Here is a 25,357-nt window from a genome sequence, read left to right as displayed (position 1 = left end):
TTCAGGCGCCCCTGAGGGAGCGCGTAAGTTCCTGGATGACACGCCGGTGCTCTTGCTCGTCGAGTTTGGCGGGCAGGAACGAGGCCCATCCCTTCTCACTGAAGACGTGCGGCCCGAGCGACGGATCCGCAGCCATCTTCGGAATGAGGTGGACGTGAAAGTGCCTGTCCTTATCGCCGACGGCGACCACATAGGTCTTCGTCGCTCCGGTACGAGTGACGATCTCCTTGGACGTCCTCACCGCTAGGCGCATCATGCTCGCGATCGCGTCAGCCGGCACATCGTGGAGGTCGGGGTAGTGTCCCTTGATCCCCACCAGAACGTGCCCCGGGCGGCACGGCCCATCGACAAGCACGACACCATCATCGCCGTGGTACACGAGCGCTTCAGGCGCAGGCTCGCACAGAATGCACTTATCAACCATCTTGTGCTCCTTTTCCATTTCTTCAGCGTTGTGGCAGTCTCGCCGATCCATCACGGCTCGGTCGAGAAACACCATACAGAGACGTCTACAGCAGTAACGCGCCCGGCGGTGCTCCGTACCGCGCCGCCGGACCAACTTGACGCGAGCAAGGCAGCCCGATCCTGCGCGCATGGTTCACAGTGCATCGCCGTACCTCTCAAGCACACCCCTACGGCGGACATCCAGCGTGACACAATGAAAACCGCCGCCGAGCACTCGGGCGTGCCTAAGAGGAAGCGGTATGACATCTAGGCCATGCTTCTCAAGCAACGAAATCAACGGCCCTTGATCTTGGTCCACGACGGCGACAGAGGGGCTAATACTAAAGACATTCATCCCAATCCAGTCGCTTGCGATTGACCAGTCACTGCCTTGCCGGGAGTTCGCCATTGGCGGGCTGTAGACAACCTCCCAGCCTCGGAACACGTTGGGCACCTTCTCACGTGGAACGCGGGCAGGGTTGCACAAAACAAGGCCTGGGCGGAGCGCGACGAAGGTTGAGTCGATATGGCACCCGTAATAGGTATCCTCGACACAATGGACGGTGTACTCGTCACCTAGCACCGTCTGAAGCCAGTGTGCGCCTAGGAGGTTCCCGCTGCTGCTCACTAGGTAAAGGAGATCATATCCCAGCCGCAAGACGTTGGCCGCGTCAAAGATTGGCTCTTCGTCATGCGGAATCCTCTTTCCCGCCGACAGCGACTTGAAGGCAGAATCGCGTAGCGCGGGCTTTGGGGCACTGAACCATCGTGCCCCTGTTCGCAGATAGTCGACGAGTATGCTGCGGTACGCCATGGACTCATACGCCCGGCTGCGCATGGCGCATGGCGACTCAATAATCCGATTTCCCACTACGGTGAGTACATCCCGCGGGCAGTAGGTATGGAACCCATGCGCAGCCCAATCGGGGGTAGAATACCGGAGGTCCGTGTCGTGCGGGCCCGGGCGATGGACCGTGACACCGTGCGAGGCAAGGACCCCACAGAACCGCGATAGGTCTTCTTCGGTTTCGTCGATGACCCGCTGTGGAAAGGGTTCGTCTGGCAGGGAATCAAGGGGGCGATCGGGGTACAGAAGGAACTGCGTGCTCACGTCCGGCGTGGGCCTCCTCGCACCCCATGGGGTGCCGACGATTACCTCCTCGAGCGGATCCCACTCGTTGCAGCTCCATACTCGGCATGCCGACGCCGGCTTCGACTGGGCGGGAATGTGGCGCGAAGAGGCCGGTGGGTCGATCATGGGACTGCCCCTTTTCTCGCGCCAATGTGACCGTCTATCGCTCCAGTCGCATTCCCACCGAAGTAGTCCCGCAGACGATCCACGGCCTCCTCAAACCGGCTAGACGTGAATGATAGACGAAGCATTCCAGGGAGACCGAAGTCCTCGCCTGGCACGGTTGCAACGCCTGTGCGATAAAGGATATCTAGGGCAAGCGCAGAGTCTGAGGCCAAGCCGTTGAATCTGGCGAACTCGGTACAATCCAGGGTGCAGTAGAAGCCGCCCGCTGATGGCAGCAGCCGAACGCTCGAAAGCGGTGAGAACGCGGCGACAGCATGCTTCCAACGTGCCTCGTGTATCGTCCGCAGACTACGTACCTCATCCTCCCGGCGTAGCGCTTCAACTGCGCCATACTGAACGGAAGGGTCGACGGTCAAGCGTGTATGTTGAAGGACCGAGAGCATTGCTTCCGACTGCGATTGCGGAAGGACGCACCAGCCGACCCGTTTCGTGTACATCCTGTAGCCCTTCGAGAATGAGTTGGTTATCACTACGCGCGACGAGGCTGAGGCGGAGCCATGAAGAAGCATGGGCGCCAAGGGCGATTCGTTGGAGAATAGCGCATTCTCGTAGATCTCATCGAACAGGATAAAGGCGTCTGCAGGAAGAAGACGTAAGATAGCCACCATGTCGTCCTGAGGCACGACATTGCCAAGGGGGTTGCCCGGAGAATTGACGACAAGAACCCGCGTGGCAGTCGTGATGGCGTCCCGAACTGAATCAACGTCGATGGACATTGTTCGCAGGTCGATATTGTAGTAGGCGACGGAAGCGCCAACCAGGGACGCGGCAACGCGATAGAGCGGATAGTACGGCTTGGGAATCACAACCTCATGACCCGCTGCCCCCAGAATGCGAAGGAGGTTTGGGTACAGGCTACTCGTTCCTGCATCAATGAGAATCCGGGAGGGCGAAATAGTTTGTCCTGCGAGAGCAGAATAGCGCGCAGAAAGTGCTTCCCGGAGTTCTGGCAATCCCCCGGGAAAGACAAGCGAACTTCGGTCCGGGTCGCTGACAGCACGTGTTATCGCAGCAACGATCTCTGGGTGCAGCGGCAGATCGGACTTCCCAAGGGTAAGGAGAATGACATCTCTGCCCGCTTCGCTGTGGCGTCGGGCGGCTTCATCGAGGGCAAACATCCGGAAACCCGGGATGGTGTTCGGATCATCCGCGGCATAGCCAGAACGTGGGGGTATTGCCCTCGAAGGCGAACGAGTGCCTCGTTGAGGCATCATTGCTGATCGCGCAGGCTTCGAGGAAGCGTGCCCAGAGGTCATCGTTGGCGCTCCTGGTCCAGCGTGCCCTGCGGATCATACCCGGTGTGCTTCCGTCCCTTCGCAAGCCACTGCTGGATCATCCACTGGTCAGGTTCCGATTGAATGAAGCGCCACCTACCGGCAAGGTTGGAGCACGGGCTCTCACCGGCCTGCGCCATCTCGTAGATCTTTGAGCGGCTCAGTAGGAGATGCTCCGCGACTTCATCGGTGAGCCACTTGGTCCTCTCGCCAGGGTTCGGCACTTGTCCCCCTCATGCGTCGCGCCCGTCCCCCCGTCCATCGGAAGGTGGCGCAAGCGGCAACAACAGAATGTAGGCTATTAGGAGCCCTTGACAGCCGTCAACCGTCTCGCCCGTCCACGTCCACCTAGCCCAGTAGAACACCTCCACGCCCAGCGAGAGGTGCGGGTGGCGCTGCAGCAGCCATTCCAGCCTCACCAAATGTTGTGTGCCACCTCCGCGGTGGCGTCGGCCGTCCAGCGCGACCCTACATGGAGATGGGACGCACCCTGGCCGCGCTGAGCGCGCGACTCAAGAGGCCCCGCCCTGTGGTGCGCTGTCCCTGGCCCGAGCGCAAGCGCCAACAGCGGCTGTGGCGGCTGGTTAGTCCGGGTGGGCTCGGTTCGAGTAGCGCCGTACCTAGTGCCCGGAGAGCATGCTGTAGTCCTCCAGAGCATAGGCAGAATGGAAAGGCTGTTGATTTGTGGCAGATAGGAGCGCAGGGGCCGAGGAGGGCCGCTGACCGGGACAGGCCGCGTCCCAACTCGCCTGCCTCCGCCAGCAGTGTGGCAACGTGGTCCCTCACCGCCTCGTACAGCACTGGTCCCTCTGGCTGCCTCCGCCGGTACGCTCACTCCCGCTTCTCCGCCTGCCCCTCCCCAGCTCTACCTCGCCAGGGCACATGTTACCGTCCTCGTCCCACAGGCTTCTCGTGAGCCCTGGGAGACCGGGGAACGCAAGCCGCTTGCTCGTAAGCGGATTGCCCCTGTGGGGTCGTATGTGCCCTCAGTGTGACCCTCCAGCGGGGAATTGAACGGGACGAGACGGGACGAGACGGGACGGAGCGGGGGAACGATCCTGTGCGAGATCAAGGCGTTAGCCGGTAACAGCGCGACCTGCTTGGGGTTTTGCTTCCGCCTTGCTGCGGGTTCGATTCCCGCCGCCTCCACACTGTATCTTCCGGAAAGGACTCAGCTTTCCGGGAGACTGTAGCAAGGGATGTAGCAAGGCCCCGGGCGCCATCAGGCGAGCCGGGGTTTTCTTTTTCGGCCGAGGCCGCGAGGGGCAGCCGGACGAGCTGGCTGCGTTCGTGGCGCTGGACCTTGAGCTTGGCCACCTCGGCGCAGAGGGCCTCCCACGGGAACGTGGTGTAGAGGTCGATGGCGCTGCCGCTCTTGCGCGGCGTGTGCGTGCAGAGTTCGAGGATGTCCTTCCGGGCACCATCCGTGCGGGCCAGGGAGATCATCGTCCGGCGCAGGTCATGACCACGCCGGTGCCGCAGGCCCAGCACCTCCAAGTCCTTCACCAGTCGCTTGTAGGAGTGGTGGTCCGTCCGCATCCGGCCGTGTTCCACCCGTGGTCCCCGGTTCGTGGGCCGGGGCATGGGCACCACGAGATCCTCGGGCGTCGGGGTGCGGCCCATTATCTCGGGCCAGCCCTTCAGCTTCCACTCCGCCAGGATCGCTGCAAGCGTGGGATGCACGGGCATGTACCGGGTCCGCTTCGTCTTGGTGTGGCCCTTGTCGTAGGAGGTGGCGATCACGAGCCGTCCCAGGACGGGCGTGCTCGAATCGTAGTGTTGCCACCGCAGCCCAGCCGCTTCGCCGTGCCGGAGAGCCGCGATGCCTTGAAGGGCATAGAGCACCTGCCGGTCGGGTGGAATGCGTGGATCCGCGATGAGCGCCTCCAGTTCATCGCGTGTGTAGACCGCAGTGGCCCTCCAGGCAGGGTCCTTGTCCACGTTCTCGCCGAGCTGGTGCTCGGTGAGGATACAGGGGGATGTCGTCACGAGATCCGCAAGGTGCGCATCCCGGAAGAGCGCCTTGAGCACCCCGTAGATGTTGTGGAGGGTCTTCGGCGCCACGGTGCCCTGAACCCGGAGCTTGCGGAAGAGGTCCACGAGGTGCCGGGGCCGCACGTCCTCTAGCGCCATCTCTCCGAGATGGGGAAGGACGTGATGCCGGAGGCGGGACTCATCCGTCTTCCAGCCCGCCACGAGTCCTTGGCGCTGCTCCAGCCAGCGCTGGGCATATCGCGCCACCGTGACGGGCCCCTTCTCCGGCTCGCCGAACTCCACGTTGGCGGCGATCCGATCTTCGAGTTGTCGCAGGGCCTCACGCGCCTGCTTCTCCTGGCCGCTCTCGAAACCGCTCGGGCTCTGGGTCCACTTGCCGTCTGGTCCCTTGAACCGGAGCCAGAGCTTGTTGCCTCTCTTGTAGATGCTTCCCATTCAGATGTGTCTCCACACGGGACGCCTCGCAGCGCCTCCTCTCCATGAACACTCAGCCCTCCTCGTTTCTTGCCTTCCCCCGCACGCGGCGAAGGATGCGCTCCACCTGCTCGCTCACGTCGGGGGCTGCTTCGCCTCGTATCTGCGGGCGCTTGAGTAGGAAGGCGTCGAGATCCTCGCGGCGGATGCGGTAGATGCGGCCTGCTCCTGGCCTGCGCGCTGGCAGGTATCCCGCTTTGATCCAGTCCCGCACCGTTTGCTCAGTAACCCCGCAGTGGGCGGCTATCTCCTTCACGGTCATCAAGGGCAGCTTTGACTGCACGGGCTGATGATAATCTTGCCGTGCTTCACTCAGATGGCGGCGTACAATCTGAGCCACCTCGGTGCGGATGAGCGGCGCCAGCTCTTCACGGGCCTGCCCGGCACGCACCTTGCGCTGGCGGTCTGCCCCGACCTTGCGCTGACCGGAGGCGTAGGGCTGCGTGTCGCTCCAGGCCACGAAGGGATTGACGTCCCGGTCTTTCAGCCGCCTCTTGTGATCCCACCGGAAGAGGGTGCGTCCCTCCTCCTCCACCTCGTCGTTGATGCGTTTCCCCACGCGCACGGTCTCCTCCGCACTCATGAGGCGCTTGCGCTTGCGCACCGGAGCGGCCTCCGCGCTGCCAGACTGGAGGCACATGAGGATCGTCTCGGCGAACTCAGGCTTGGACTCGATGGAGGCGTGGCGGGCCACGCGCACCACGGCCCAGGTGGCATCCTGGGCGAGGACACGCTCACCGGGGCGGATGCTCTCCACCCGCTGGAGCAGGCCGTAGACGCGGGCGCGTGACGTGAAGATGGCATCGGCCTCGTGCTTGATCGGGAAGTCGCTGCTTACGGACTGGAGCGCCGTCAGCGCGGGTCCGCTGAAGTCAGCGTCCGCTGCGCACACGAGTGCGTCCGTGGAGATGAGCACCGCCCCCTGCTGGAGTAACTCCGCCATGATGGCGCGGGCTCGGCCAAGGATGAGGCAGGCCCATTCCGGCGCTTACAGCGGTCCGGGCTTGGGCACTCGCATGGCCTCCCGCAGCGCGCGGGAGTACCGCATGGCTGCGCCCACTCCAGGCGGTAACCCCACTCGTCGGCTCTCCGTCTCGAGCACCAGCAGTCCTCCGCCACGTTCGTGCTGGGCGAGTTTGCCGATGAAGGAGTTCATCATGTCCTTCGCCAGCCGGTACTGGAGGCTGTCTGGTTCGGCCGCCGACTTCTCCACGAAGAGGGCCTCCAGGTACTTGCCTACGTCGTGCTCGCGCTCGCGCTGTCCCGGCACGAAGCCGTACGCCTCCAGGATCCGCAGCTCAGCTCCCAGCGCCATGGCCACGCGCACCTCCGCGAAGGTGGCATCGGTCTGGCCGGAGAGTGGGTAGAACTGGGACGCACCTTTGACCGGCAGCACCGGGTAGCGCGTGCCCTTGGGGAACTTGAACTGGAAGCGCCCGAAGCCCTCCAAGTCGCGGATCTCCTCCAGCGTCTTCACCTGGCGCCAATGAGTCTTTTCGTACGGGAGCGGCTGGAGGCGTGCGGCGCTGGGGTACAACGACACCACGTCACGCTCCACCAGGGGAGAGATGTAGAAGCCACGGGTGAAGACCTCCACCCGGCCACCGTGGGTGGCCCGCAGGGCTGCAATGCGGACAGCCCGGTCACCGACGAATCGGGCGGCCTTTCGTTCCCCTGCGATCCACCGCCCGCGAGCCGTCCGCCGTTGGTAGCCCTCCGTCTCGTACTCCACCGGACCGGGCGTGCTGGTGAGAGGACCGTAGCGGAAGGCAGCGGCCGTCACCGAGGCCAGCGACGGGTACATCAGCGGGTCCACGCCCCAGCGGTGGAGCACTTGGGCGCGGAACTGCACGAAGGCTTCGAGTGGGATCTCCGCATCGGCCACGGCGTAGCGACGAAACGTCTCTGGATCCTCCTGCCGCAGCCGCCCCAGATCCGTGCGATCCACGGTCAGCTTCTCGCGGCCCACGAGCGGGGCTACCTTGTCCAGGCCCACGGGAAAGTAGGCGAAGAGATCCACCACCGCGATCTGCCACTCGCCGTCGTCGAGATGGACGGGCCGGGAGGTGGCGTGGGCGGCCTTGCCGATGGTGCGGATGATCAGGTCGCCCACCGGATCCTTGAACTTCGAGATCTCCGCCGCCGCGAAGTGCGCCACGAGAAACGCCCTGCGAGGCTGTCCTCGTCGCACGGGCACCTTGAGCCCGTGCCGGGCGATGAACTCGCGCACCAGTCGGGTGAAGCTCTCCACGTTGAGGAGTGGACCCGGCGGATCCAGGACTTCGGATACAAGTGTCCCATCCAGGAGGCCAGCAAGCTGCACGGACAGGAGGTCGCGCTCTGGGCTGTGTGCGTCCCACTCCAAGTCGAAGCCGAGGATGAGGGCATCCCGGATCTGGCGTGGCCTGGACTTCGGAGGCGCCAGGGTGCTGGACCCCTGCGCGAGGGACTGCGATGCCTTCTTCCGGGCTGATGCTTCCTCGTCCTCTGCTGGCTCGCTCCACGAACGGAGTACCAGGTCGTGCTCCTCATCCTCGGCTTGGATGGGGGACACGTCGTTGTGAGGCGCCCACAGCAGCAGCGGGTCTTCCTCCCCCCGCAGCACGCGCTCGACCTGATGGAGCCGCAGCTCCACCAGGACCAGGATGGTCGAGATGGTGAGCGGGGCTTGAAGCTCGCGCTTCCGATCCTCCAGGCCGCCTGTCGCCAGTTCATCCGCGAGGAAGCGAGCCCCCTCGACGGCATTCCTGATCTCCGCCATCTCCGCACTCAAGCTGATGGCCTTGTGCATCGTGCAGTTCCTCCTGGGGCGAGTTGTAGAGGCCGCACCTCGACGATGCGACCTTCTCCAAGGGCGAGAGGAGCCCCGTCACATCCGCAACAGGCCTCCTCTCCGGGCACTACGGCCCGTGCCTCACCCGCTCCCGAAGATGCTCGGCCAGCGCGAAGACGACGGCCGCCATCATCTTTCGGGTGAGTGTCGAGGCCAGCAGCTTCCTCACGGCGCTCGGCATGGCGTTCACCCCCTTCCCGCCTGACTGATTCACGCCTCGCCCGCCCCATGACAGGTACGGGGACGAAGCTTTCTCCTCAGTCCTTATCCCGATAGGGAACGGAGATTTGCTGAGTTGCGAGGCGTAGTCGCACGTTCCTAGCCATACCACTTGAGTGGTACAGCTTTGCACCCTCTCCTTGCCTACGGTGGTTTGCTCAGCAACGCAGGTTCCCCTTGGTGGGCCTAGCTTGGCTATGACACCCATGCTCATGGATGGAGAAATGGAGGCGCCGTCATGCTTCAGATGCGCAATAAGACGCCCTTCGTTTCAAAGATCTTCGCATTCCCAGATGAGCACGGGACAGACACTCTTTATGCTACAGTGAAGGCCACCTTCGATGTGCGGAATGGGACTCTTGTTGTTTCTCAGAACCAGCAACAAGTGACCATCGCGGACGAGTACTGGGGCGAGCCTGGGAAGGCAAGTCTGAAGCGCTCCAGTGAGGCACACCTGTTGAAACCTGGCACGGACGTCCTGTTGCTAGGAGAGGCCCAGACGCCTCGTGGGCGCTTGGCCGAGTCGTGCCTCGTATCCGTGCAGGTAGGCTCGCTCCGGCAGACACTCAAGGTGTTCGGTGACCGAGAATGGAAGGGCGGTTGGATATCACCCGGCATTTCTGTCCCAGAGCCCTTCACCTGCATGCCGCTCGTCTGGGAGCGCGCTTTCGGGGGAATCCATGAGGTTGAGGAGGGAGAGATACTGGCCGAACCACGCAACCCGGTGGGTAAGGGCTTTCGGGGACGGCGCACCGGCTCTGGGATGAGAGGCCTGATGCTGCCCAACTTGGAGGATCCTCAACACCTGATTGGCTCCATCTCGGACATGCCTTCGCCGGTGGGGGTGGGTCCGATAGCGCCTGCGTGGGAACCGCGCAAGAACTATTCGGGAACCTACGATGAAGAATGGCAGGCCCGGCGTGCTCCGTATCTGCCCGTGGACTTCAAGCCGGAGTTCTTTTGTGTCGCCCCTTCCTCGTTGCACTCACGCGAGGAGTTGAAGGGGGGGGAACTAGTGGAACTGCTCAATGTGTCTCCGGAGGGGGAGCAGCGCTTTGCTCTTCCTCAGTGCGAGTGGAAGGTGACAGTACAAATTGCCGGCCAGCCTGAGCAGCCACCAATGAGACTGGAGACTGTGCTGCTGGAACCGAGCATGAGCCAAGTATGCCTGACTTGGCGGGGAGCCGTGCAGTGCGGCAAGCGAGTGCTGAAGGTGGAAGAAGTGCGCTTCGAACTGAAGGCCCTGAAAGGCGTGGAAGGCTGAGGCGATGACGAGGCCCTTGGCGGAGATTCTAGGTATTGGCATGGTAACACCTGTCGGGTTGACAGCCCGCACCGCTGCTGCTGCAATGCGGGCAGGTATCACACGCATAAAGTTGACATGCCTACTCAACAGCAGGTTTGAGCCGGTGAGGGCGGGTTTCCTGGAGGACGAGCACCTGCCTCCGTTGGCTGATGCAGTCGCGAGGCGAGCTTCTAGAATTTCAGGGCGCTTCCGGCGTTGCTTGCAATTGGCCACCAGGGCGTTCCAAGAAGTCTTGGCGGGTAGCACCAAGCCCCTGCCCATGTTTCTGGCCCTGCCGGAGCCTCAGCAGAACCAAGCCGAGCCGCTAGGCTCAGTCTTTCTGGAATTGCTGATGAGCCAAGCAGGCGTGTCGCTCGAGACGCGCCGCAGCCAAGTCCTGTTCCAGGGGCGTGCTGGGGGGCTCATCGCCTTGGAGCAAGCGCTGCGGTTGCTCTCCACCGGCCAGGTGCCAGGTGCCTTGGTGGGCGGGGTCGATACCTACATGGACGTGCGTCTGCTCACCACTCTGGATGCGGAGCAGCGGCTGCACAGCGGAGGACTCTCCGACGGATTCATTCCAGGCGAGGGTGCAGCCTTCTTGTGGCTAGGCCCACCGGGTGAGGGGCGGCGCCAAGGCCAAACCCCTCTTGCATGCATCACTTCGGTGGGATTGGGGCATGAAGAAGGGCACTGCTATAGCGATAAGTCCTACAGGGGGGACGGGCTGGCTCAGGCTTTCCGAGAACTCTTTCAGAGATGGCCGGGACACAAGATACGCTCCGTCTATGCTGGATTCAACGGCGAAAATTTCTGGAGCAAAGAGTGGGGAGTGGCTTACCTACGCCACGCTCACTCTTTCACGGAGTCATTCCGGATGGAGCACCCTGTGGAATACACAGGCGATCCTGGGACCGCACTTGGGCCAATGATGGTAACTCTAGCAGCGGTAGGCCTTCAGAGGGGCTATCGCGAGGGCCCTTGCCTAGTGTGGTGCTCGTCGGATTTGGAACAGCGTGCAGCAGTCATAGTCGAAGCAATGTCACCTTAGGTTAGGAGCGTTTCATGGGAGTGACAGTCTTTGCCAATGGAAGAGGAATTGCCACCGAGGATAGCGGTGGACAGAGCATCGTATTCCCAGATGTTTGCAAGACGCCCTCACCCGCTGGGCCAGTGCCTCTGCCCTATCCAAACATTGGCCAATCATCGGACACATCCAAGGGGCCCAAGAAGGTGACTGTTAATGGAAAGATGCCCATGGTCAAGGGGGCGCAGTACAAGAGCACCAGCGGAGACGAAGCTGGAACTGCGGGGGGAGGGGTTGTGAGCAGTTCGACCAAAGGCCCTGCCGAGTTCATGCTGTACTCCTTTGACGTGAAGTTCGAGGGGAAGAACGTATGCAGGCTGGGAGATCCGCTCTTCCACAACAAGAAGAACATCATGGGCTGAGGAGAGCATGGAACTGAATGAACGCGTGAATGCGCAGATGCTGGAGTCCAGTCCAGACACGTGCCCTTTCTGCAACAAGGCTCGGCATGAGTTAGCATGGGAGGAAAAGGGCGATCCAGATCAGAAAATCGTGAGCAGACCAAGTTCCCTGAATTGTCCTGACTTGCCAGGCAGTGCCCCTGGCGCGTACGGCCGTGCCCGGCATCATATTGTCCCAGCAATCCAGTGTTTTGCCGTCGTCAAGCGGTTTGCTAGGATGGCGTTGCTCGTGGGCTACAACATCAATGATCCTAAAAACGGCATCTCTCTGCCCACCGTCAAAAATCCGTACCAATACAATGGGAGGCAGTTGAACTACGGTGACCTCCCGCCGAATGTGCAGGAGGATATTGCGAATAAGGCCATGAAGACTACGGGCGGCCAATGGCATGTGGGGCACCATGAATGGAAGTACATAGATGAGCTTGAAGATGAAGGAGAGATTCCCCACGAGCCTTATAACAAGGCGGTCATCCAGCGCCTGATTGATGAAGCCCAAATTCTGGAAAGAGCAGGACTTTGTGAGGAGAAGGATGATCCGAAAGATAAGGTCCGAACGATAATGGAGAATATCAGCAACGTCGAAATAAGAGACAAGCTTAAGGCTTTCGCCGAACAGCCCACCAAGAGTGCCCCATACTATGTTTCCTATTTGGCGTTAAAATATGCATATGCAAAGAGACCGTGATGGCCGAGTTCTTCATTCTTGAGCAAGAGATACTCCTGCCTGACCTCCCCACGTTGGGGCCTCTCCCCAAGAATATCGATCCGCTGGAGTTTCTTGCCGGCAAGAAGTTGAGCCGTCTTCCTGCCAGGATCGATTTGGTGTTGACCAGCGACAGTGGGGCCTTCCGTCCGGACTTGATTACCTACTTGTTGCCCCTGTTCTCGCAGCGGATCAAGGAAGCACTGGATGCATTCGGAATCGATAATATCGACTACTGCCCAACCCGCCTGCTGTCTGAGAGTGGCAAAGAAGATTTGAACAAGTATTGGCTTGCCAACATACTCGGGGCGTTCGCTTGCGTTGACTTGGAGAAGAGTGATGCGAAGCCCTATCCTCTAGGGGAGGGGCTCTATAAAATCGGCTCGTTCGTGATCAATGAGCAGAAGACGATGGGCCAAGCGCTCTTCAGGCTGGCTGAGAAGCCACGGCTCATCATTATCAATGAGGCTCTGAAGGAGCGGTTGGAGCAACTCGATCTCAAGGGGGTCCGGCTGAGGAACACGCGCGAGTACGACGGATACTAATACTACCTGCTCTGTCTACAGCCAGGCTTCCACGGGCTTCCGTAGAGCCCTTGGCTGCTCGGGGGGCCGAGGCCCTACGAGAGCAGGAACCGCAGGAGGACCGCAGCCCGCGCGGGGTTACCCCCCTCCAGTGCCTCCAAGGCTGCTGCGACGTGCCTTGCTACATTGCTACAGCAGCCCCGAACTGGAGCACTCTCACCACACGTCGGTGCGGAGCAGGGAGCAGCGTAAGCGGCTGGAACTCCTACGAAAACCGCTCTCAGCCGCTCTGAAGCGCTCTCGCCGGAAGCCTCCGGCGGCGGGTTCGATTCCCGCCGCCTCCATCCCGAGAAGCCCAGCAATCTCAAGGACTTGCCGAGCTTCTCTTCGCCCTGGTTTCCTCATGTGCCTCCAACTGTACCCCTCTGGCGTCATCTTGAATCCGTGGCTGTCGTTCTTAGAGACTCGCTCCACATGGACACCAACAACAGTCTGCTGGGGCACTTGGCTTCTCGGCTCAGCCGCCACCCAGAGAACGTGGCAACGGAGGCGCTCGCGTTCATCCTGCGCAGAAGCGAGCACGTGCGGAGGGCGGTTCTGCTGTTCTTGGAAGGACTGGGCGTCCCGCCGCCTCGGGTGGTCTTCTTCGCAGCACAGCAGACAGAGGAGAACGACGCGCGACCGGACTTGCGTGGCGTCGACGAGAACGGGGCCTCGGTGCTGTTCATCGAAGCGAAGTTCTGGGCGGGGCTGACCAACCGCCAGCCGGTCGCATACCTCGACGCTCTGCCTGCCGACAGGCCCACTGCGGTGCTGATGGTCGCACCGGAGATGCGGCGCCAGACGTTATGGCGAGAACTCCTGCTGCGATGCAAGACTGGCGTCCAGGGCGGCGCAACCGAGCCAAGGCACGAGCGTGGGCAGCACTTTGTGGCGCAGGTCGGGCCGAACAAGTTTCTGCTCCTCGCCGCCTGGCAACCATTCCTGGAGAGCCTCCGGAGCGCGGCCCTCGCACAGGACGATCGCGCTTCCGCCGAGGACCTGAATCAGCTTCTGGGGCTGTGCACGCGGGAGGACACAACCGCGTTCCTGCCGCTGCGCCCGGAAGAGTTATCAGCGGGCATTGGCCGGCGCTTCTGCCAGTTCGCCGCGCTCGTTGATGAAGTCTCTGAGGAGGCTATTCGGCTAGGCCTCTGTCCCTTGAGGGGGACGAGCGGTGCTGGCAGCACGTACTACTGGCGCAAGATGCGGCTTGCTGGGCACGACTTCTATCTCATGCTAAGCCCGTGGCGGTGGCACAATCTCGCCGAGACGCCCCTCTGGCTCCAGTTTCCCGATGACAAGGAGTGCTGGCCAGCACTCCTGGACTCCCTGAAGCGTCTTACGTTGGAGGCCCCTCCGATGCTCTTGCGAGACCCAAGCTACCGGGATACCCCTGTCATTCCTCTTTACCCCAGGGTGGAGGTTGAGCACCGTGAGGTCATCCAGGGGCTAGTGGACCAACTCCGCCTCATCCAAGGCCTGATCTCCGGAATGACGTCCTGATTGGGTAACGCTCCCTCGGTCCAGTTCCAAGTACTCAGGCAGGCCTTGAATTGACGCGCATGTCACGCCCGGAGGCTCCACATGCCATACTCGGTAGTTCTGCTGCTCTTGGTGTTCTACCTAGGGTGCAGCGGCAGCACGACAAAGGCCGTCCGCTTGGACACAGGCCAAGGAGAGCCCCTCGTCCACACTCCGCGCCGCGACATGGCGCCGGTGGCAGTGAGCGAAAAGGAGTTCAAGAAGGTCGTCGCGCAACATGCCCCCGCTGTGCCTGGAGTGGAGCGGCCTCTGGAGCACGCCCGGCAGCTTTTCGGAGTGCCCGAGCGAAGCGGCTGGTACCGGTACGAGGGCCGGAGCCAGCGCCTCATGGCCTCCGAGCCGGGGAGCACCCGGAACCTGCGCCTGTTGCCCGAGGACGAGGAGCTGAAGCGCCGCTACCTGCTGTGGTGCGAGCGGACGTGGGGAGGTGGAGATTGCCTGCGCTTGCTGGTGGACAAGCCTTTCCTGGATGGAGATGCCAAGTACGCGCTGGCCATGGCGATTGCCCACAGCAAGGTGCTGGGAGCCATGAAAGAAGAGCTCGCCCGAATGGTGAGCCCCCAGGCGGTGGTGGCCACAGTGGTCGGCGGGCTGACCATGTATGCCATTTTGCTCGCACTGCCCGAGCCGGTGAGCAAGGGCATCGCCGCGCTGATGACGCTGGGGGCCATGGCCTACCTAGGCTGGGACACGGTATGGCGCCTGATTGATGGGTGGCTGGTGCTGATGAAGGACGTGGATCAGGCCACCACCTTCGATGGCATCTACGCCTCCGGAGAGAAGTTCGGGGAAACGATGGGGGAGAAGGCGGCCCGAGCCTTCGTCATGCTGGGCACGGTGGCCCTGGGGAACACGGCTTCGGGGATGGCGGCGACGCTGCCGAAGTTGCCGGGAGCCGGGCGGGCTGCGGTGGTGGCCGAGGCGCAGCTGAACATCCGCTGGACGGCCCCAGCTTTGGCTCAGGTGGAATCGGTCGCCATCACTGCCGAGGGCGTCACCATCGCGCTGGCCCCCAACGCAGTCGCCATGGCGGCTCGCGACAGTTCAAGCAGCAGCACCGTAGGAAGATTCCGAGCAGGAACTTACGGTGAGCTCAGGAATGCTGGCATCAAGGACGCTCATCATGTGATTCAAGATGCCGCCGTTCGAGATCTGCCCGGATATGACAGTCGTGCTGCCCCTGCTGTTGAACTGAAGGGTCCAGCGACGCGCGTTGGCACTGCACACTATGAGGCGACTCAAGTTCAGCGTCAGGCCGGGGGAGGGAGCTATGCTGACGAGCGCAGGATCGCCTATGAGGCCCTGCGACGCGCAGGACTGTCTCATGAGGAGGCGCAAACGCTTATTAGCCGCGCCGATGACTACTTCAAATCGATCGGCGTCACGCCATCAACACCTACCAGAATCCCCGGCAATCGGTAGGAGGCCGCACTGTGGACATGAAATTGATGGGTCAGGTTCGGCGCCTGATAGAGGATCTGGCGGCAGGACGGTATGCGGAGATCGCAGCGGATGGTCGAGCAGGACGCCTGACCGAGGCAGAGTTGAGAACTGCTGTCGAGCAGTATGGGCGGACTCTTGTTCCCTTGCCAGCTGACGGTGAGATGCTTGTAGATGTCTATGAGCAGACGTCTCAGCCGGATGTGCTCACCCTTGATGTACCTTTGTGGACCCGGGAGGAAGGCCGCAGCGACCTGACACTTTCGGTGACGGCGATCAAGCAGGGCGAACTCTACACAGTCGAAGTGGACGATCTGCATGTTCTTTAGGGTCTGGTGGCCCAGGGAAAGGGTTCCACCTCCGTGGGCCTGAGGGCGCGGCCTCCGCCATGTTGCACGTATGTCGCAGGAGCCTGCGGAATGGGATGGGACAGGACGGGATGAGACGGGACGCGGCGGGATAACGACTCCGAATCATTCCGGGCGGTTACGAGGTAAGGCGGTGCTCCAGCGTTTCCAGCCCGCTGGCTGGGTGACTGTTTTCCGGTCTAGAACCGCTTGAACCCGGCGCCTGTACCGGCCCGTGAGACACGGTGGGACTTCCCCTCGACGACCTGGGACGGCGGTAGCGTGACCGCCGCCGCTGGGGGCGGCTCCTGTGAAGAGAACCGGGGCGCTACGGCCGTGGCTCCCCTCACGCGGAAGAACGAAATGAGTTGCTGCAGTGACTCCGCTTGGGATGCGAGCTCCTCCGCTGTGGAAGCCAGATCCTGGGCCGCGGCAGCGCTGGCCTGCACCGTCTGGTTGATCTGCTGCATCGCGCCGCTCATCTGCTCCACGTTCTGTGCCTGCTCGCCAGACGTGGCAGCGAGATCTCTCACCAGCACCTCCGTTCTCCGGATTGCCGGCAGGAGCTTGGCGAGCGCCTGACCCGACGCCTCCGCCGTGGAGACGCTCGTCGTGGCGGTCGCGCCGATCTCCTTCGCGGAGGCCCGGCTTCGCTCCGCCAGCTTCCGGACCTCGGTTGCGACCACCGCGAAGCCCCTGCCGTGCTCACCCGCCCGTGCCGCCTCGATGGCAGCGTTCAGTGCCAGCAGGTTCGTCTGGAATGCGATCTCCTCGATGATGTTGACCTTGTCTGCAATGTCCTTCATCGCCTTGACGGTTCGGACTACCGACTGCGCTCCTTGCTCCGCCTCGGCGCCTGATTGGGTCGCCACCGCCGCCATTGCCCGCGAGCCCTCGGCGTTCTGGGTGATGGACTGGGTCATCTGCTCGAGGCCCGAGGTGCTCTCCTCCACCATCGCCGCCTGCTCGGAGCACCCCTGTGACACACGCGATGATGAGGACGACACCTGCGTCGCCGCGGCGCTGAGGGAGCTGGCCGCCAGGCTGATCTCGCCCATGGTGGCCTGGAGCTTCTCGACCATCTGGCGCAGCGCGAACAGCAAGCTGTTGGAGTCCTTCGACGCCGTCGCAATCTGCACCTTGAGGTCGCCGTCCGCGACGCGCTTCATCATCGCCGCGGCGTAACGGGGTTCGCCTCCAAGCTGGCGCGTGATGACGGCCATGATGAAGAAGCCCACGATGCAGGACACCAGCAGGACCGCCACGATCACCATGAGGACGAGCTTGCTGTATTCCGCCGCGGTGGAGCGCGCCTCCGCACCGAACTGCTCCATGCCGTCGAACTCCTTGGACTCCAGCTCGGTGAGGAGCTTCTCGACCTGGTTCTCGACGAGGCGCACCTCGTTCATGCCCGTGTCGGTGTACATATCCTCGCTGTTCCGAGCGAACTCCGGGAGGCTATTGCTTGCCGCGAGCTGGCGGACCTTCTCGCGCTTGCCGCGGAGCTCGGCATACATCCCCTCGATGTCGTTGATCCGCTGCAGCACGGGGGCGTCGGTGCGATCAATCGTCTCGCGGTAGGCCTTCAGCGCCGAGAGGAACTTCGCGTCGCTCTCCTGGAGTTCGGCGGTCCGCTGCTCGAGGACTCCCGTCCCGAGATCGAGGACGATGTTCCGGATCGTGCGCGACGCGTGGAGCATTGCGATGTTGGCCTCCCTCAACCTGGCGACACCGAGAGCGTGGCGCGTGTACAGCCGCTCCAGACTCCCCTGCATCAGATGCATGCCTCTCAACCCCTGGAAGCCAGCGAGTGCCGCCAGAAGGGCGATGAGTCCAAACCCGAGAGCAAGCTGGGTGACGATCTTCAGGTTGCGGAACCAGGTCATCTTTCCACCTCAGGTCATTTGTCCTCTTCAGGTGGGGCGGGACGTCAGTCGGCGATGAGCTTGGTCGCCTTCGCGGCCGCTTCGATGGATTGGTAGTTCTCGACCTTGGTCTCGATGAACTTCTTCGTCTGTTGCGAGTCCAAGATGACCTTGTGCTCGGGTTTGGAGGCGTCCAGGGCGAGGAAGGCCGCGCGGATCTTCTCGACCAGCTCCGGCTCGAGGTCTCCACGGACCGTCCAGTTGTAATTGAAATAGGCCGGGCTGGTCCAAAGGACGCGGATCTTCGCAGGATCAATCTTCTTCTCATTGAGCAGCCTCTGGAACACCAATTCGTTGAGCACACCGGCATCTACCTTCCCGGTCTCGACCCACCTCGCCGTGACGTCGTGGGCCCCCGAGTAGATCACTTTCTTGAAGTCCCGTTCCGGGTCGATGCCCGCTTGCATGAGGAAGTAGCGGGGCATGAGGTGGCCCGAGGTGGAGGTGGCGGGGCCGAAGGCAAACTGGGTGCCCTTGAGATCCATCAGGGTCTTCGCGGGAGAATTGGCGGGGACCACGAACTTGCTGTGGAAGGTGGCATCCTCCACGCGCTGGATCAGGGGAATGGCGTTGCCGGTGCGCCGGCGGGCCTCCACGAAGGTGAGGCCACCGTACCAGACCATGTCGAGCTGCTTGTTGGCGAGCCCGTCGATCGTTGCCTGGTAGGTGGTAGCGGGGATGAACTGCACCTTCCGCCCCGTCGCCTTCTCCAGATAAGCCATCAGCGGTGCGAGCTTCCGCTGCAGCTCAGCGGGAGGCTCTTCCGGAACCATGGACACCCGCAGAACAGGCGCCTCATCGGCCGCGCGTGCCGGGTTCGCCAGCAGCACCAGACATACAGCGAGACACACCCCCAGCTTTGCCATCATGAAATCATTCATTTCACAGACGTGAGGAAAATCCTAGCGACGGGCCTCTCTCGGAAGCGGCCCTCAGCGTTATTCAGGAGTTTTCCTTTTCGTCAATGGCACTGCCGTGCATCACGGTGTTGCCTATCGAGCAAAAGGCCCAGCTCGATGCGATCCCTGGCCGAGCGGCTTGGGAGCCCCCACGCGGGCGAGTCCATGCGCTCGGACGGGCGCACTGACACGGCTTCCAACACCGTGAACTGTGTGTTCACCACTGCCGGGCGACGCAACGCATCTCTTATAGTGGCGCCCCTCGATACGGGAGGTGAAGGGATGCGTGCTGACGTGCTGGGGCTCCAGGAGGTCGACCGGACCCGGATCATGGTGGTTGGAGGGAAAGGCGCGAGCCTGGGGGAGCTCTCCAGGCTGGAAGCGGTTCGCGTGCCGGAGGGTTTTTGCGTTTCGACCGATGCCTTCAAGCGGGCTCTCGGAGAAGCGCCGACGCTGGGTGAACGGCTCGATCGGTTGTCGCGTCTGAAGGCGGAAGACCGGGATGGAATCCGGGAGCTCAGCGCGGAGATCCGCACGATCATCGAAGGGATCGCCATCCCTGAAGACGTTCAGGAAGCGATCTCCGGCTTCCTTTCCCGGCTTGGCGAGCAAGCGGCCTATGCCGTCCGGTCCAGCGCGACGGCGGAGGATCTGCCAACGGCTTCCTTCGCGGGCCAGCAGGACACGTACCTGAACGTCATCGGGAAGCCGGCGATCCTGGCGCACGTCAGCCGGTGCTGGGCGTCGCTCTTCACCGAGCGGGCGGTCAGCTACCGCCTTCGAAACGGCTTCGACCATCGCAAGGTCCTCATGGCGGTGGTGGTGCAGAAGATGGTCGTCCCGCAGGCGGCTGGAACCTTGTTCACGGCTGATCCCGTGACATCGAATCGGAAGGTGTCGTCCATCGAGGCTGTTTTCGGCCTCGGTGAGGCGCTGGTCTCCGGCCAGGTGAACGCCGATGGCTACAAGGTGCGGAACGGCCAGATCACCGAGAAGACGGTCGCCACCAAGAAGCTGGCGACCTGGGCCGTGGCGGATGGCGGTACGCAGGAACGGGCGCTCGAGCCCGAGCGGCAGAACAGCCCCGTGCTGACGGATGAGCAGATCGTGCGGCTCGAGCGCCTGGGCAGGTGGATCGAAGGGCACTTCGCTCATCCCCAGGACATCGAATGGTGCCTGGTCGACGACGTGTTCTACATCGTCCAGAGTCGGCCCATCACGACCCTGTACCCCATCCCGGAGGTGGGGGATCGAGGCAACCACGTCTTCATCTCCGTCGGCCATCAACAAATGATGACCGACCCCATGAAACCCTTGGGGCTGTCCTTGTGGCAGTTGACCGCCGCTCGCCCCATGTATGCGGCGGGTGGGAGGTTGTTCGTCGCTCTCACGAAGGAGCTGGCTTCACCGGCCAGCCGGGCCGCCTTGTTGAATGGCCTGGGCGCGCACGATCCGCTCATCAAGGACGCCCTCATGACCCTCATCGAGCGGGGCGATTTCATCGAACCGCCGCCCGCGGCTCCACCCGCACCGGGTCCCGCTCAAGGCAGGCCAGGGGTGTCGCCCGCGGGGGGCCCCCCGCCTCTCGACGACGATCCGGCGATCGTCGCCGAGCTGATCGCGCGCAGCCAGACGTCGATCGAAGAGCTGAAGCGGAACATCCAGACGAAATCCGGAACGGAGTTACTGGAGTTCATCCTGGAAGACCTCCAGCTCTTGAGGAAGAGCTTGCTGGAACCGCGGAGCTTCAGCGCGATCAGCGCTGGCATGAACGCCGCGTCTTGGATCAACGAGAAGATGATGGCGTGGTTGGGCGAGAAGAACGCCGCGGATACGCTCTCTCAGTCCGTGCCGAACAACATCACCTCGGAGATGGGGCTGGAGCTCCTGGACGTCGCGGACGCGATCCGGCCTCATCCAGAGGTGATCGAATACCTGCAACATGCCAAGGATGAGGGCTTCTTGGACGGCCTGTCCCGGTTGGAGGGTGGACAGGCAGCCCACGACGCCATCTCCGCGTATCTCGACAGATTCGGCATGCGATGCGCCGGGGAAATCGATGTGACGAGGACGCGTTGGAGCGAAAGTCCAACGACCCTCGTTCCGTTGATTCTCAGCAACATCAAGACCTTCGAGCCCGGGGCCGGCAGCCGGAAGTTCGAGCAGGGGCGGCAGGAGGCCTTGAAGAAGGAACAGGAGCTCCTGGCGCGATTGAAGCAATTGCCGGACGGGGAGCAAAAAGCCGGAGAAGCGCAACGGATGATCAGTCGGCTCCGGAACTTCATCGGCTACCGTGAGTACCCGAAATACGCCATCGTCAGTCGCTACTTCGTCTGCAGGCAGGCCTTGCTGAAGGAAGCCGAGCGGCTCGTGCAGGCCCAGGTGATCCCTGAAAAGGAAGACATCTACTATCTTACCTTCGAGGAGCTTCGCGAGGTCGTGCGCACGAAGCGGCTGGATGGCCAGATCGTCAGCCGGCGAAAGGACGAGCACGAGCGATACTGGAAGCTGACGCCGCCGCGGGTCATTACGTCCGATGGTGAAATCGTCGCAGGTGCGTACAAACGAGCCGACCTCCCCGCCGGAGCCATCGTCGGTCTCGCGGTCTCCTCAGGCGTGGTGGAGGGACGCGCCCGAGTCATCTTGGACATGGCCAACGCTGATCTGGCAGAGGGGGATATCCTGGTCACGCCCTTCACGGATCCGAGTTGGACGCCCTTGTTCGTGTCCATCAAGGGCCTGGTGACCGAGGTGGGGGGACTGATGACTCATGGCGCGGTGATTGCCCGGGAATACGGCCTGCCGGCCGTCGTCGGCGTGGAGCAGGCGACCCGACTGATCCAGGATGGGCAGCGCATCCGCGTGCATGGAACGGAAGGGTACGTCGAGCTCCTGCCGTAGCCGGGCCAGCTCGACAGGGTGACCCATCCCGCCCCGCACTTCGATGACAGCGGTCGCCGCGGAGCGGCTGCGTGCCGAGCCCGGCCTGCGTCAGGTGCTCTCCCGGGTATTCGCGGAGGCGGCCTCAACTCCCCCGCCACTCCGCACTCTTGCCGAGGAGCGTGACCGCGGCATCCAACTCCCGTGGCTCCAGGGCGGCGTATCCCGCGCGAAAGCCCTGCCGCGCCAGCCGCTCCGCGCCATGCGCACTGCCGGGCGTGAAGAGCAGTCCCATCTCGGCGGCGCGGCGGCTCCATGCCTCTACATCCACTCCTTCCCGGGCCCTCAGCCAGAGGGCCAGTCCTCCCGAGGGCACATCGAACTCGAGCATCTCCCTCAGGTGCCGATGGGCTCGCAGGCGTGACACCAGGTGATCCCGGCGCTCCTCATACACCCGGCGTGCCTTGCGCGCGTGCCGTTGGAGCTCGCCGTCCTCGAGAAGCTCTGCAACGGCGCGCTCCAGCGCGGGCTCTCCCTGCCGGTCCACCGTTGCCCGTGCTTCCGCCGCCTTCTCGAGGAGTTGCTCGTTCGCGACGAGGTATCCGATACGGATGCCCGGCGCGAGCAGCTTCGAAAGCGAGCCGATGTACACCACGCTCCGGAGTTCGTTGGTGCTCGCCATGGGCAGGAGCGGACGTGACGCGTAGTAGTACTCGTAGTCGTAATCGTCCTCGATGATGGTGAAGCCGTGCTTCGCCGCGAGAGACAGCAGTGCCAGGCGCCGCGCCGCGGAGAGAGAGACGGTCGTGGGGTACTGGTGGTGGGGCGTCGTGTAGACCGCACGAACCCTCCCACGCGCGAGCACCCGCTCCAGGGCGTCGATCCGCAACCCCTCCTGATCCACGGAGACAGGGCACAGTTCCGCACCCACGAACCGGAACGCATCCCAGGCAGGCGTGTAGCCGGGGGACTCCACGGCGACGATCTCACCCGGGCGAACGAGCGCCTTGCCCGCGAGCAGCAGCGCCATCTGGCTGCCTCGGGTGATGATGAGCTGTTCCGGCCGGCTCGACAGCCCTCGAGCCTGGTTCAGGAACGAGGAGAGGACTTCCCGCAGCACCCCGTCACCTCGCGCATCTCCATACCCGAGGCCCTTGCGTGAGAGTCGGAGCAGGGCCCTGCGATACGCCCGCGCGAGGGCTTCCAGGGGCGCAAGGCGCGCATCCGGGGATCCATCGTTCAAGGTGAGCACAGGGGGCCTTGCTCCCACGGGACCCTGACGTAAGCCTGCCCGCCTGGGCTCGGCGTCGGCGACCGCATGGGCCGGAAGGGCAGGGGAGACGAAGGTTCCGCGCGCGGGCTGCGAGACCAGCCATCCCTGGGCGACGAGCTCATCGAGCGCGGTGACGACCACCTTGCGCGTGATGCCCAGCTCCTCCGCGAGCGTGCGAGTCCCGGGCAGCGCATCCCCCGGGCGCAGCCTTCCTCGGCGGATGTCGCGGGCAATGGCCTGGACGAGCTGGCGATAGAGCGGCGTGGGGCTTGCGGGCTCCAGCGGGAGATCCACCCGCCACGGTCTTGCAACTGGACCCCTTGTCATATGGAAACCGGCTCCTCTCACGGGTCCAGTCTAGCGCTACTCATCCTGGCGTGTCCGGCACATCGCCGGCAGGAGCAGGAGGAGCCCCACATGGCAGACCCAGGAGCCGTCAGGTATCACTCGGCCGACTTCGACAAGACGCCCCCCAGGCCTCGAGTCGTCATGCCCGAGAAGCTCGCCCACCGTCACGTCGAACAGGGCGGGCGGCAGGAGGAGTACTCGAAGGCGCGCAAGCACCCCGTCTTCTTCGTCGACCTGCCTTCGCACGCGCTCAGCATGACGATTGGCTGGCTGGAGCCGGGCCAGTCCTCGAACCGGCATCGCCACACCTACGAGACGCTCCTCTACATCCTCGAGGGCGAGGGGTACTCGTACGTGGGGGGCAAGCGCGTCGAGTGGAAGCAGGGGGACGCCGTCTACGTCCCCGTGTGGGCGTGGCACAACCACGTCAACACCGGCAAGGGCGTGGCCCGCTACCTCGCGTGCGAGAACGCTCCCATGCTGCAGAACATGGGAGGCGTCGCGCTGCGCGAGGAGGTGCCGGAGCGTGGCGACCAGCTCTTCGACAAGAACCACGAGGAGCGGTCATGAAGAACGCTCCTCTCCGAGGCATCGTCTCCTATCCCATCACCCCCTTTCTCGAGGACGGCCGCGTCAACCTCGAGTTGCTGCGCGAGCTGGTCGAGCGGCAGGTGAAGGCCGGCGTGCATGCCATTGCCCCGCTGGGAAGCACCGGCGTCCTCCCTTACCTCACGGACGAGGAGCGTGAGGCCGTGACGGAGACCACCATCAAACAGGTCGCTGGGCGCGTCCCCACCCTGGTGGGCGTCTCGAGCCTCACGACAGAGCGGACGGTCCACCATGCGCGCTTCGCGGAGCGGGCTGGAGCCTCGGCGGTGATGATCATCCCGATGAGCTACTGGAAGCTGACGGATGCGGAGATCGTCCGCCACTTCGACACCGTGGCGAAGGCCATCTCCCTCCCGATCGCGCTGTACAACAACCCCGCGACCGGAGGGATCGATCTGTCCCCGGAGGTCATCTCGAAGGTCCTCGAGATCCCCAACGTCACCATGGTGAAGGAGAGCACGGGGGATGTGAACCGGATGCATCGTCTGGTGCAACTCGCCGGTGAGTCGGTGGCCTTCTACAACGGCAGCAACCCGCTCGCGCTCGCGGCCTTCGTCGCTGGGGCTCGTGGGTGGTGTACCGCGGCTCCCCACCTCATCCCGGAGCTGAATGTCCAGCTGTACGAGGCGATAGAGCGGAAGGAGCTCGAGCTGGCACGCGCGCTCTTCTACCGCCAGCTTCCCCTGCTGCAGTTCATCGTGAAGCACGGGCTGCCCCGAGCCATCTCGGCGGGACTCGAGCTCACCGGGACACGGGTGGGCCCGCTGCGCGCTCCCTTGCTCCCGCTGGAGGCTCCGCAGGTCGAGGAGCTGCGGCGGATCCTCGTCACGCTCGAAGTGCTTCGCGCCTAGCAGCGCAACCCAGACAGCAGTTCACTCCAAGGAAGACATGCACATGAGCACCATCCCTGGCTACACCCTCGGTACCGCATCGGTTTCGCGTTCGCCCATCACCCTGGTTGACTTCGATCAGATGAAAGCGAGCACCCTTTTCGGCGAGGACGACGTGAAGTATCTGCGTCTGTCTCACGATGTCGTGAAGGACTCCATCGAAGAGATCCTCGACGTCTGGTACGGCTTCGTTGGAAGTCAACCGCACCTCCTCGCGTCGTTCACCGGCAAGGCTGACGGCAAGCCGCTCGGCGAGTACCTCGGCGGCGTGCGCAAGCGCTTCGGACAATGGATCCTCGACACGGCGCGAGCCGAATACGACCAGAAGTGGCTCGACTATCAGCACGAGATTGGATTGCGTCACCACCGCGCGAAGAAGAACAAGACGGATGGAGCCCCATCGACGGATATCGTGCCGTTTCGCAATCTCTTCGCGCTCATCTTCCCCGTGACGTTCACTTTGCGTCCCTTCCTCGCCAGGAAGGGCCACTCGAGCGAAGACGTCGACAAGATGCACGCGGCGTGGGTGAAGTCGTGCCTTCTGCAGCTCACGTTGTGGAGCTACCCCTACGTGAGGGAAGGAGACTTTTGACGGACCCGCTGTC

At 63.1% G+C, this 25,357-nt stretch carries 20 protein-coding genes, 1 tRNA gene and 1 pseudogene; 12 read left to right on the top strand and 10 right to left on the bottom strand.

The window, feature by feature from the left end; genetic code table 11:
• Window position 1: 1 nt before the first annotated feature.
• From KY501_RS49020 to KY501_RS48990, 7 genes are all read right to left on the bottom strand, one after another.
• On the bottom strand, window positions 2-499 hold the full coding sequence (locus tag KY501_RS49020; RefSeq protein ID WP_224372337.1) for an HIT family protein: 498 nt from the start codon (window positions 497-499) through the stop codon (window positions 2-4).
• Between the two features lie 99 nt (window positions 500-598).
• Window positions 599-1,702 carry an inosamine-phosphate amidinotransferase 1 gene (locus tag KY501_RS49015; protein ID WP_224372336.1) on the bottom strand — a complete coding sequence of 368 codons (1,104 nt, stop codon included), beginning with the start codon at window positions 1,700-1,702 and terminating at the stop codon, window positions 599-601.
• A complete protein-coding gene (locus KY501_RS49010) occupies window positions 1,699-2,880 on the bottom strand; it encodes a pyridoxal phosphate-dependent aminotransferase (RefSeq protein ID WP_224372334.1) in 1,182 nt (393 codons plus the stop codon). The genes KY501_RS49015 and KY501_RS49010 overlap by 4 nt, the downstream gene beginning before the upstream one ends.
• Window positions 2,881-3,014: 134 nt before the next feature.
• On the bottom strand, window positions 3,015-3,260 hold the full coding sequence (locus tag KY501_RS54490) for a helix-turn-helix domain-containing protein (RefSeq protein WP_224372333.1): 246 nt from the start codon (window positions 3,258-3,260) through the stop codon (window positions 3,015-3,017).
• Window positions 3,261-4,104: 844 nt separating this feature from the next.
• The gene (locus KY501_RS49000; protein ID WP_224372332.1) at window positions 4,105-5,466 is read right to left on the bottom strand and encodes a tyrosine-type recombinase/integrase; all 1,362 of its coding nucleotides are present in this window, start codon (window positions 5,464-5,466) and stop codon (window positions 4,105-4,107) included.
• A gap of 52 nt (window positions 5,467-5,518) precedes the next feature.
• Complete coding sequence (locus KY501_RS48995) at window positions 5,519-6,448, bottom strand: helix-turn-helix domain-containing protein (RefSeq protein WP_224372330.1); 930 nt, start codon at window positions 6,446-6,448, stop codon at window positions 5,519-5,521.
• 45 nt (window positions 6,449-6,493) lie between these two features.
• Window positions 6,494-8,296, bottom strand: a complete 1,803-nt coding sequence (locus tag KY501_RS48990) for a DNA polymerase (RefSeq protein WP_224372328.1) — start codon at window positions 8,294-8,296, stop codon at window positions 6,494-6,496.
• 499 nt (window positions 8,297-8,795) lie between these two features.
• Here KY501_RS48990 and KY501_RS48985 point away from each other — a divergent pair, with 499 nt between their 5' ends.
• The 8 genes from KY501_RS48985 (at window position 8,796) to KY501_RS48950 (ending at window position 15,910) form a co-directional block, all read left to right on the top strand.
• Entirely contained in the window at window positions 8,796-9,821 is a 1,026-nt protein-coding gene (locus KY501_RS48985) for a DUF2169 family type VI secretion system accessory protein (RefSeq protein WP_224372327.1), read from the top strand.
• Window positions 9,822-10,904: 1,083 nt separating this feature from the next.
• Window positions 10,905-11,288, top strand: coding sequence for a DUF4150 domain-containing protein (locus tag KY501_RS48980; RefSeq protein WP_224372325.1), 384 nt, complete (start codon window positions 10,905-10,907; stop codon window positions 11,286-11,288).
• A gap of 7 nt (window positions 11,289-11,295) precedes the next feature.
• Window positions 11,296-12,015 carry an AHH domain-containing protein gene (locus tag KY501_RS48975; protein ID WP_224372324.1) on the top strand — a complete coding sequence of 240 codons (720 nt, stop codon included), beginning with the start codon at window positions 11,296-11,298 and terminating at the stop codon, window positions 12,013-12,015.
• Window positions 12,015-12,578, top strand: coding sequence for an imm11 family protein (locus KY501_RS48970; RefSeq protein ID WP_224372322.1), 564 nt, complete (start codon window positions 12,015-12,017; stop codon window positions 12,576-12,578). Before KY501_RS48975 ends, KY501_RS48970 begins: the two co-directional genes overlap by 1 nt.
• A gap of 219 nt (window positions 12,579-12,797) precedes the next feature.
• Window positions 12,798-12,901: transfer RNA gene (locus KY501_RS48965), tRNA-OTHER, on the top strand.
• Window positions 12,902-13,031: 130 nt separating this feature from the next.
• Entirely contained in the window at window positions 13,032-14,102 is a 1,071-nt protein-coding gene (locus KY501_RS48960) for a hypothetical protein (protein ID WP_224372320.1), read from the top strand.
• Window positions 14,103-14,183: 81 nt separating this feature from the next.
• Window positions 14,184-15,563, top strand: coding sequence for a SitA5 family polymorphic toxin (sitA5, locus tag KY501_RS48955; RefSeq protein ID WP_444881620.1), 1,380 nt, complete (start codon window positions 14,184-14,186; stop codon window positions 15,561-15,563).
• 17 nt (window positions 15,564-15,580) lie between these two features.
• Window positions 15,581-15,910 (top strand): DUF7668 domain-containing protein, encoded by a 330-nt coding sequence (locus KY501_RS48950; protein WP_224372316.1) that lies wholly within the window; start codon window positions 15,581-15,583, stop codon window positions 15,908-15,910.
• A gap of 422 nt (window positions 15,911-16,332) precedes the next feature.
• On the opposite strand, the pseudogene KY501_RS48945 reads toward KY501_RS48950, so the two are convergent.
• Window positions 16,333-17,793, bottom strand: a pseudogene (locus tag KY501_RS48945) (methyl-accepting chemotaxis protein); the annotation flags it as partial.
• Between the two features lie 65 nt (window positions 17,794-17,858).
• Complete coding sequence (locus tag KY501_RS48940; protein ID WP_224372312.1) at window positions 17,859-18,722, bottom strand: putative selenate ABC transporter substrate-binding protein; 864 nt, start codon at window positions 18,720-18,722, stop codon at window positions 17,859-17,861.
• 147 nt (window positions 18,723-18,869) lie between these two features.
• Between KY501_RS48940 and rph the strand changes: the two genes are divergently transcribed.
• The gene (gene rph, locus KY501_RS48935; RefSeq protein WP_224372310.1) at window positions 18,870-21,653 is read left to right on the top strand and encodes a rifamycin-inactivating phosphotransferase; all 2,784 of its coding nucleotides are present in this window, start codon (window positions 18,870-18,872) and stop codon (window positions 21,651-21,653) included.
• A 124-nt stretch (window positions 21,654-21,777) separates the two neighbouring features.
• Here rph and pdxR read toward each other — a convergent pair whose 3' ends face one another.
• Window positions 21,778-23,232, bottom strand: coding sequence for a MocR-like pyridoxine biosynthesis transcription factor PdxR (pdxR, locus tag KY501_RS48930; RefSeq protein WP_224372309.1), 1,455 nt, complete (start codon window positions 23,230-23,232; stop codon window positions 21,778-21,780).
• A gap of 90 nt (window positions 23,233-23,322) precedes the next feature.
• On the opposite strand from pdxR, the gene KY501_RS48925 reads away from it, so the two are divergent.
• Genes KY501_RS48925 through KY501_RS48915 form a run of 3 tightly spaced genes read left to right on the top strand, consistent with a single transcriptional unit; the run spans window position 23,323 to window position 25,344 of the window.
• Window positions 23,323-23,823, top strand: a complete 501-nt coding sequence (locus KY501_RS48925) for a cupin domain-containing protein (protein WP_224372308.1) — start codon at window positions 23,323-23,325, stop codon at window positions 23,821-23,823.
• Entirely contained in the window at window positions 23,820-24,713 is an 894-nt protein-coding gene (locus KY501_RS48920) for a dihydrodipicolinate synthase family protein (protein ID WP_224372307.1), read from the top strand. The genes KY501_RS48925 and KY501_RS48920 overlap by 4 nt, the downstream gene beginning before the upstream one ends.
• 43 nt (window positions 24,714-24,756) lie before the next feature.
• Window positions 24,757-25,344 (top strand): protoglobin domain-containing protein, encoded by a 588-nt coding sequence (locus KY501_RS48915; protein ID WP_224372306.1) that lies wholly within the window; start codon window positions 24,757-24,759, stop codon window positions 25,342-25,344.
• Window positions 25,345-25,357: the final 13 nt, after the last annotated feature.

Origin of the sequence: Hyalangium versicolor, assembly GCF_020103695.1 — a bacterium.
In the GTDB taxonomy this organism is placed as follows: Bacteria; Myxococcota; Myxococcia; order Myxococcales; family Myxococcaceae; genus Hyalangium; species Hyalangium versicolor.
The sequence above is the reverse complement of the archived record's forward strand: the minus strand, read 5'-3'. Positions and strand labels throughout refer to the sequence as shown.

Bases quoted from the DNA above. Each gene is read 5' to 3' on its own strand.
- KY501_RS49020 (WP_224372337.1), bottom strand. From the start codon at position 499: ATGGTGTTTCTCGACCGAGCCGTGATGGATCGGCGAGACTGCCACAAC.
- KY501_RS49015 (WP_224372336.1), bottom strand. From the start codon at position 1,702: ATGATCGACCCACCGGCCTCTTCGCGCCACATTCCCGCCCAGTCGAAG.
- KY501_RS49010 (WP_224372334.1), bottom strand. From the start codon at position 2,880: ATGTTTGCCCTCGATGAAGCCGCCCGACGCCACAGCGAAGCGGGCAGA.
- KY501_RS49000 (WP_224372332.1), bottom strand. From the start codon at position 5,466: ATGGGAAGCATCTACAAGAGAGGCAACAAGCTCTGGCTCCGGTTCAAG.
- KY501_RS48995 (WP_224372330.1), bottom strand. From the start codon at position 6,448: ATGGCGGAGTTACTCCAGCAGGGGGCGGTGCTCATCTCCACGGACGCA.
- KY501_RS48990 (WP_224372328.1), bottom strand. From the start codon at position 8,296: ATGCACAAGGCCATCAGCTTGAGTGCGGAGATGGCGGAGATCAGGAAT.
- KY501_RS48985 (WP_224372327.1), top strand. From the start codon at position 8,796: ATGCTTCAGATGCGCAATAAGACGCCCTTCGTTTCAAAGATCTTCGCA.
- KY501_RS48980 (WP_224372325.1), top strand. From the start codon at position 10,905: ATGGGAGTGACAGTCTTTGCCAATGGAAGAGGAATTGCCACCGAGGAT.
- KY501_RS48975 (WP_224372324.1), top strand. From the start codon at position 11,296: ATGGAACTGAATGAACGCGTGAATGCGCAGATGCTGGAGTCCAGTCCA.
- KY501_RS48970 (WP_224372322.1), top strand. From the start codon at position 12,015: ATGGCCGAGTTCTTCATTCTTGAGCAAGAGATACTCCTGCCTGACCTC.
- KY501_RS48960 (WP_224372320.1), top strand. From the start codon at position 13,032: ATGGACACCAACAACAGTCTGCTGGGGCACTTGGCTTCTCGGCTCAGC.
- sitA5 (WP_444881620.1), top strand. From the start codon at position 14,184: ATGCCATACTCGGTAGTTCTGCTGCTCTTGGTGTTCTACCTAGGGTGC.
- KY501_RS48950 (WP_224372316.1), top strand. From the start codon at position 15,581: ATGAAATTGATGGGTCAGGTTCGGCGCCTGATAGAGGATCTGGCGGCA.
- KY501_RS48940 (WP_224372312.1), bottom strand. From the start codon at position 18,722: ATGATGGCAAAGCTGGGGGTGTGTCTCGCTGTATGTCTGGTGCTGCTG.
- rph (WP_224372310.1), top strand. From the start codon at position 18,870: ATGCGATCCCTGGCCGAGCGGCTTGGGAGCCCCCACGCGGGCGAGTCC.
- pdxR (WP_224372309.1), bottom strand. From the start codon at position 23,232: ATGACAAGGGGTCCAGTTGCAAGACCGTGGCGGGTGGATCTCCCGCTG.
- KY501_RS48925 (WP_224372308.1), top strand. From the start codon at position 23,323: ATGGCAGACCCAGGAGCCGTCAGGTATCACTCGGCCGACTTCGACAAG.
- KY501_RS48920 (WP_224372307.1), top strand. From the start codon at position 23,820: ATGAAGAACGCTCCTCTCCGAGGCATCGTCTCCTATCCCATCACCCCC.
- KY501_RS48915 (WP_224372306.1), top strand. From the start codon at position 24,757: ATGAGCACCATCCCTGGCTACACCCTCGGTACCGCATCGGTTTCGCGT.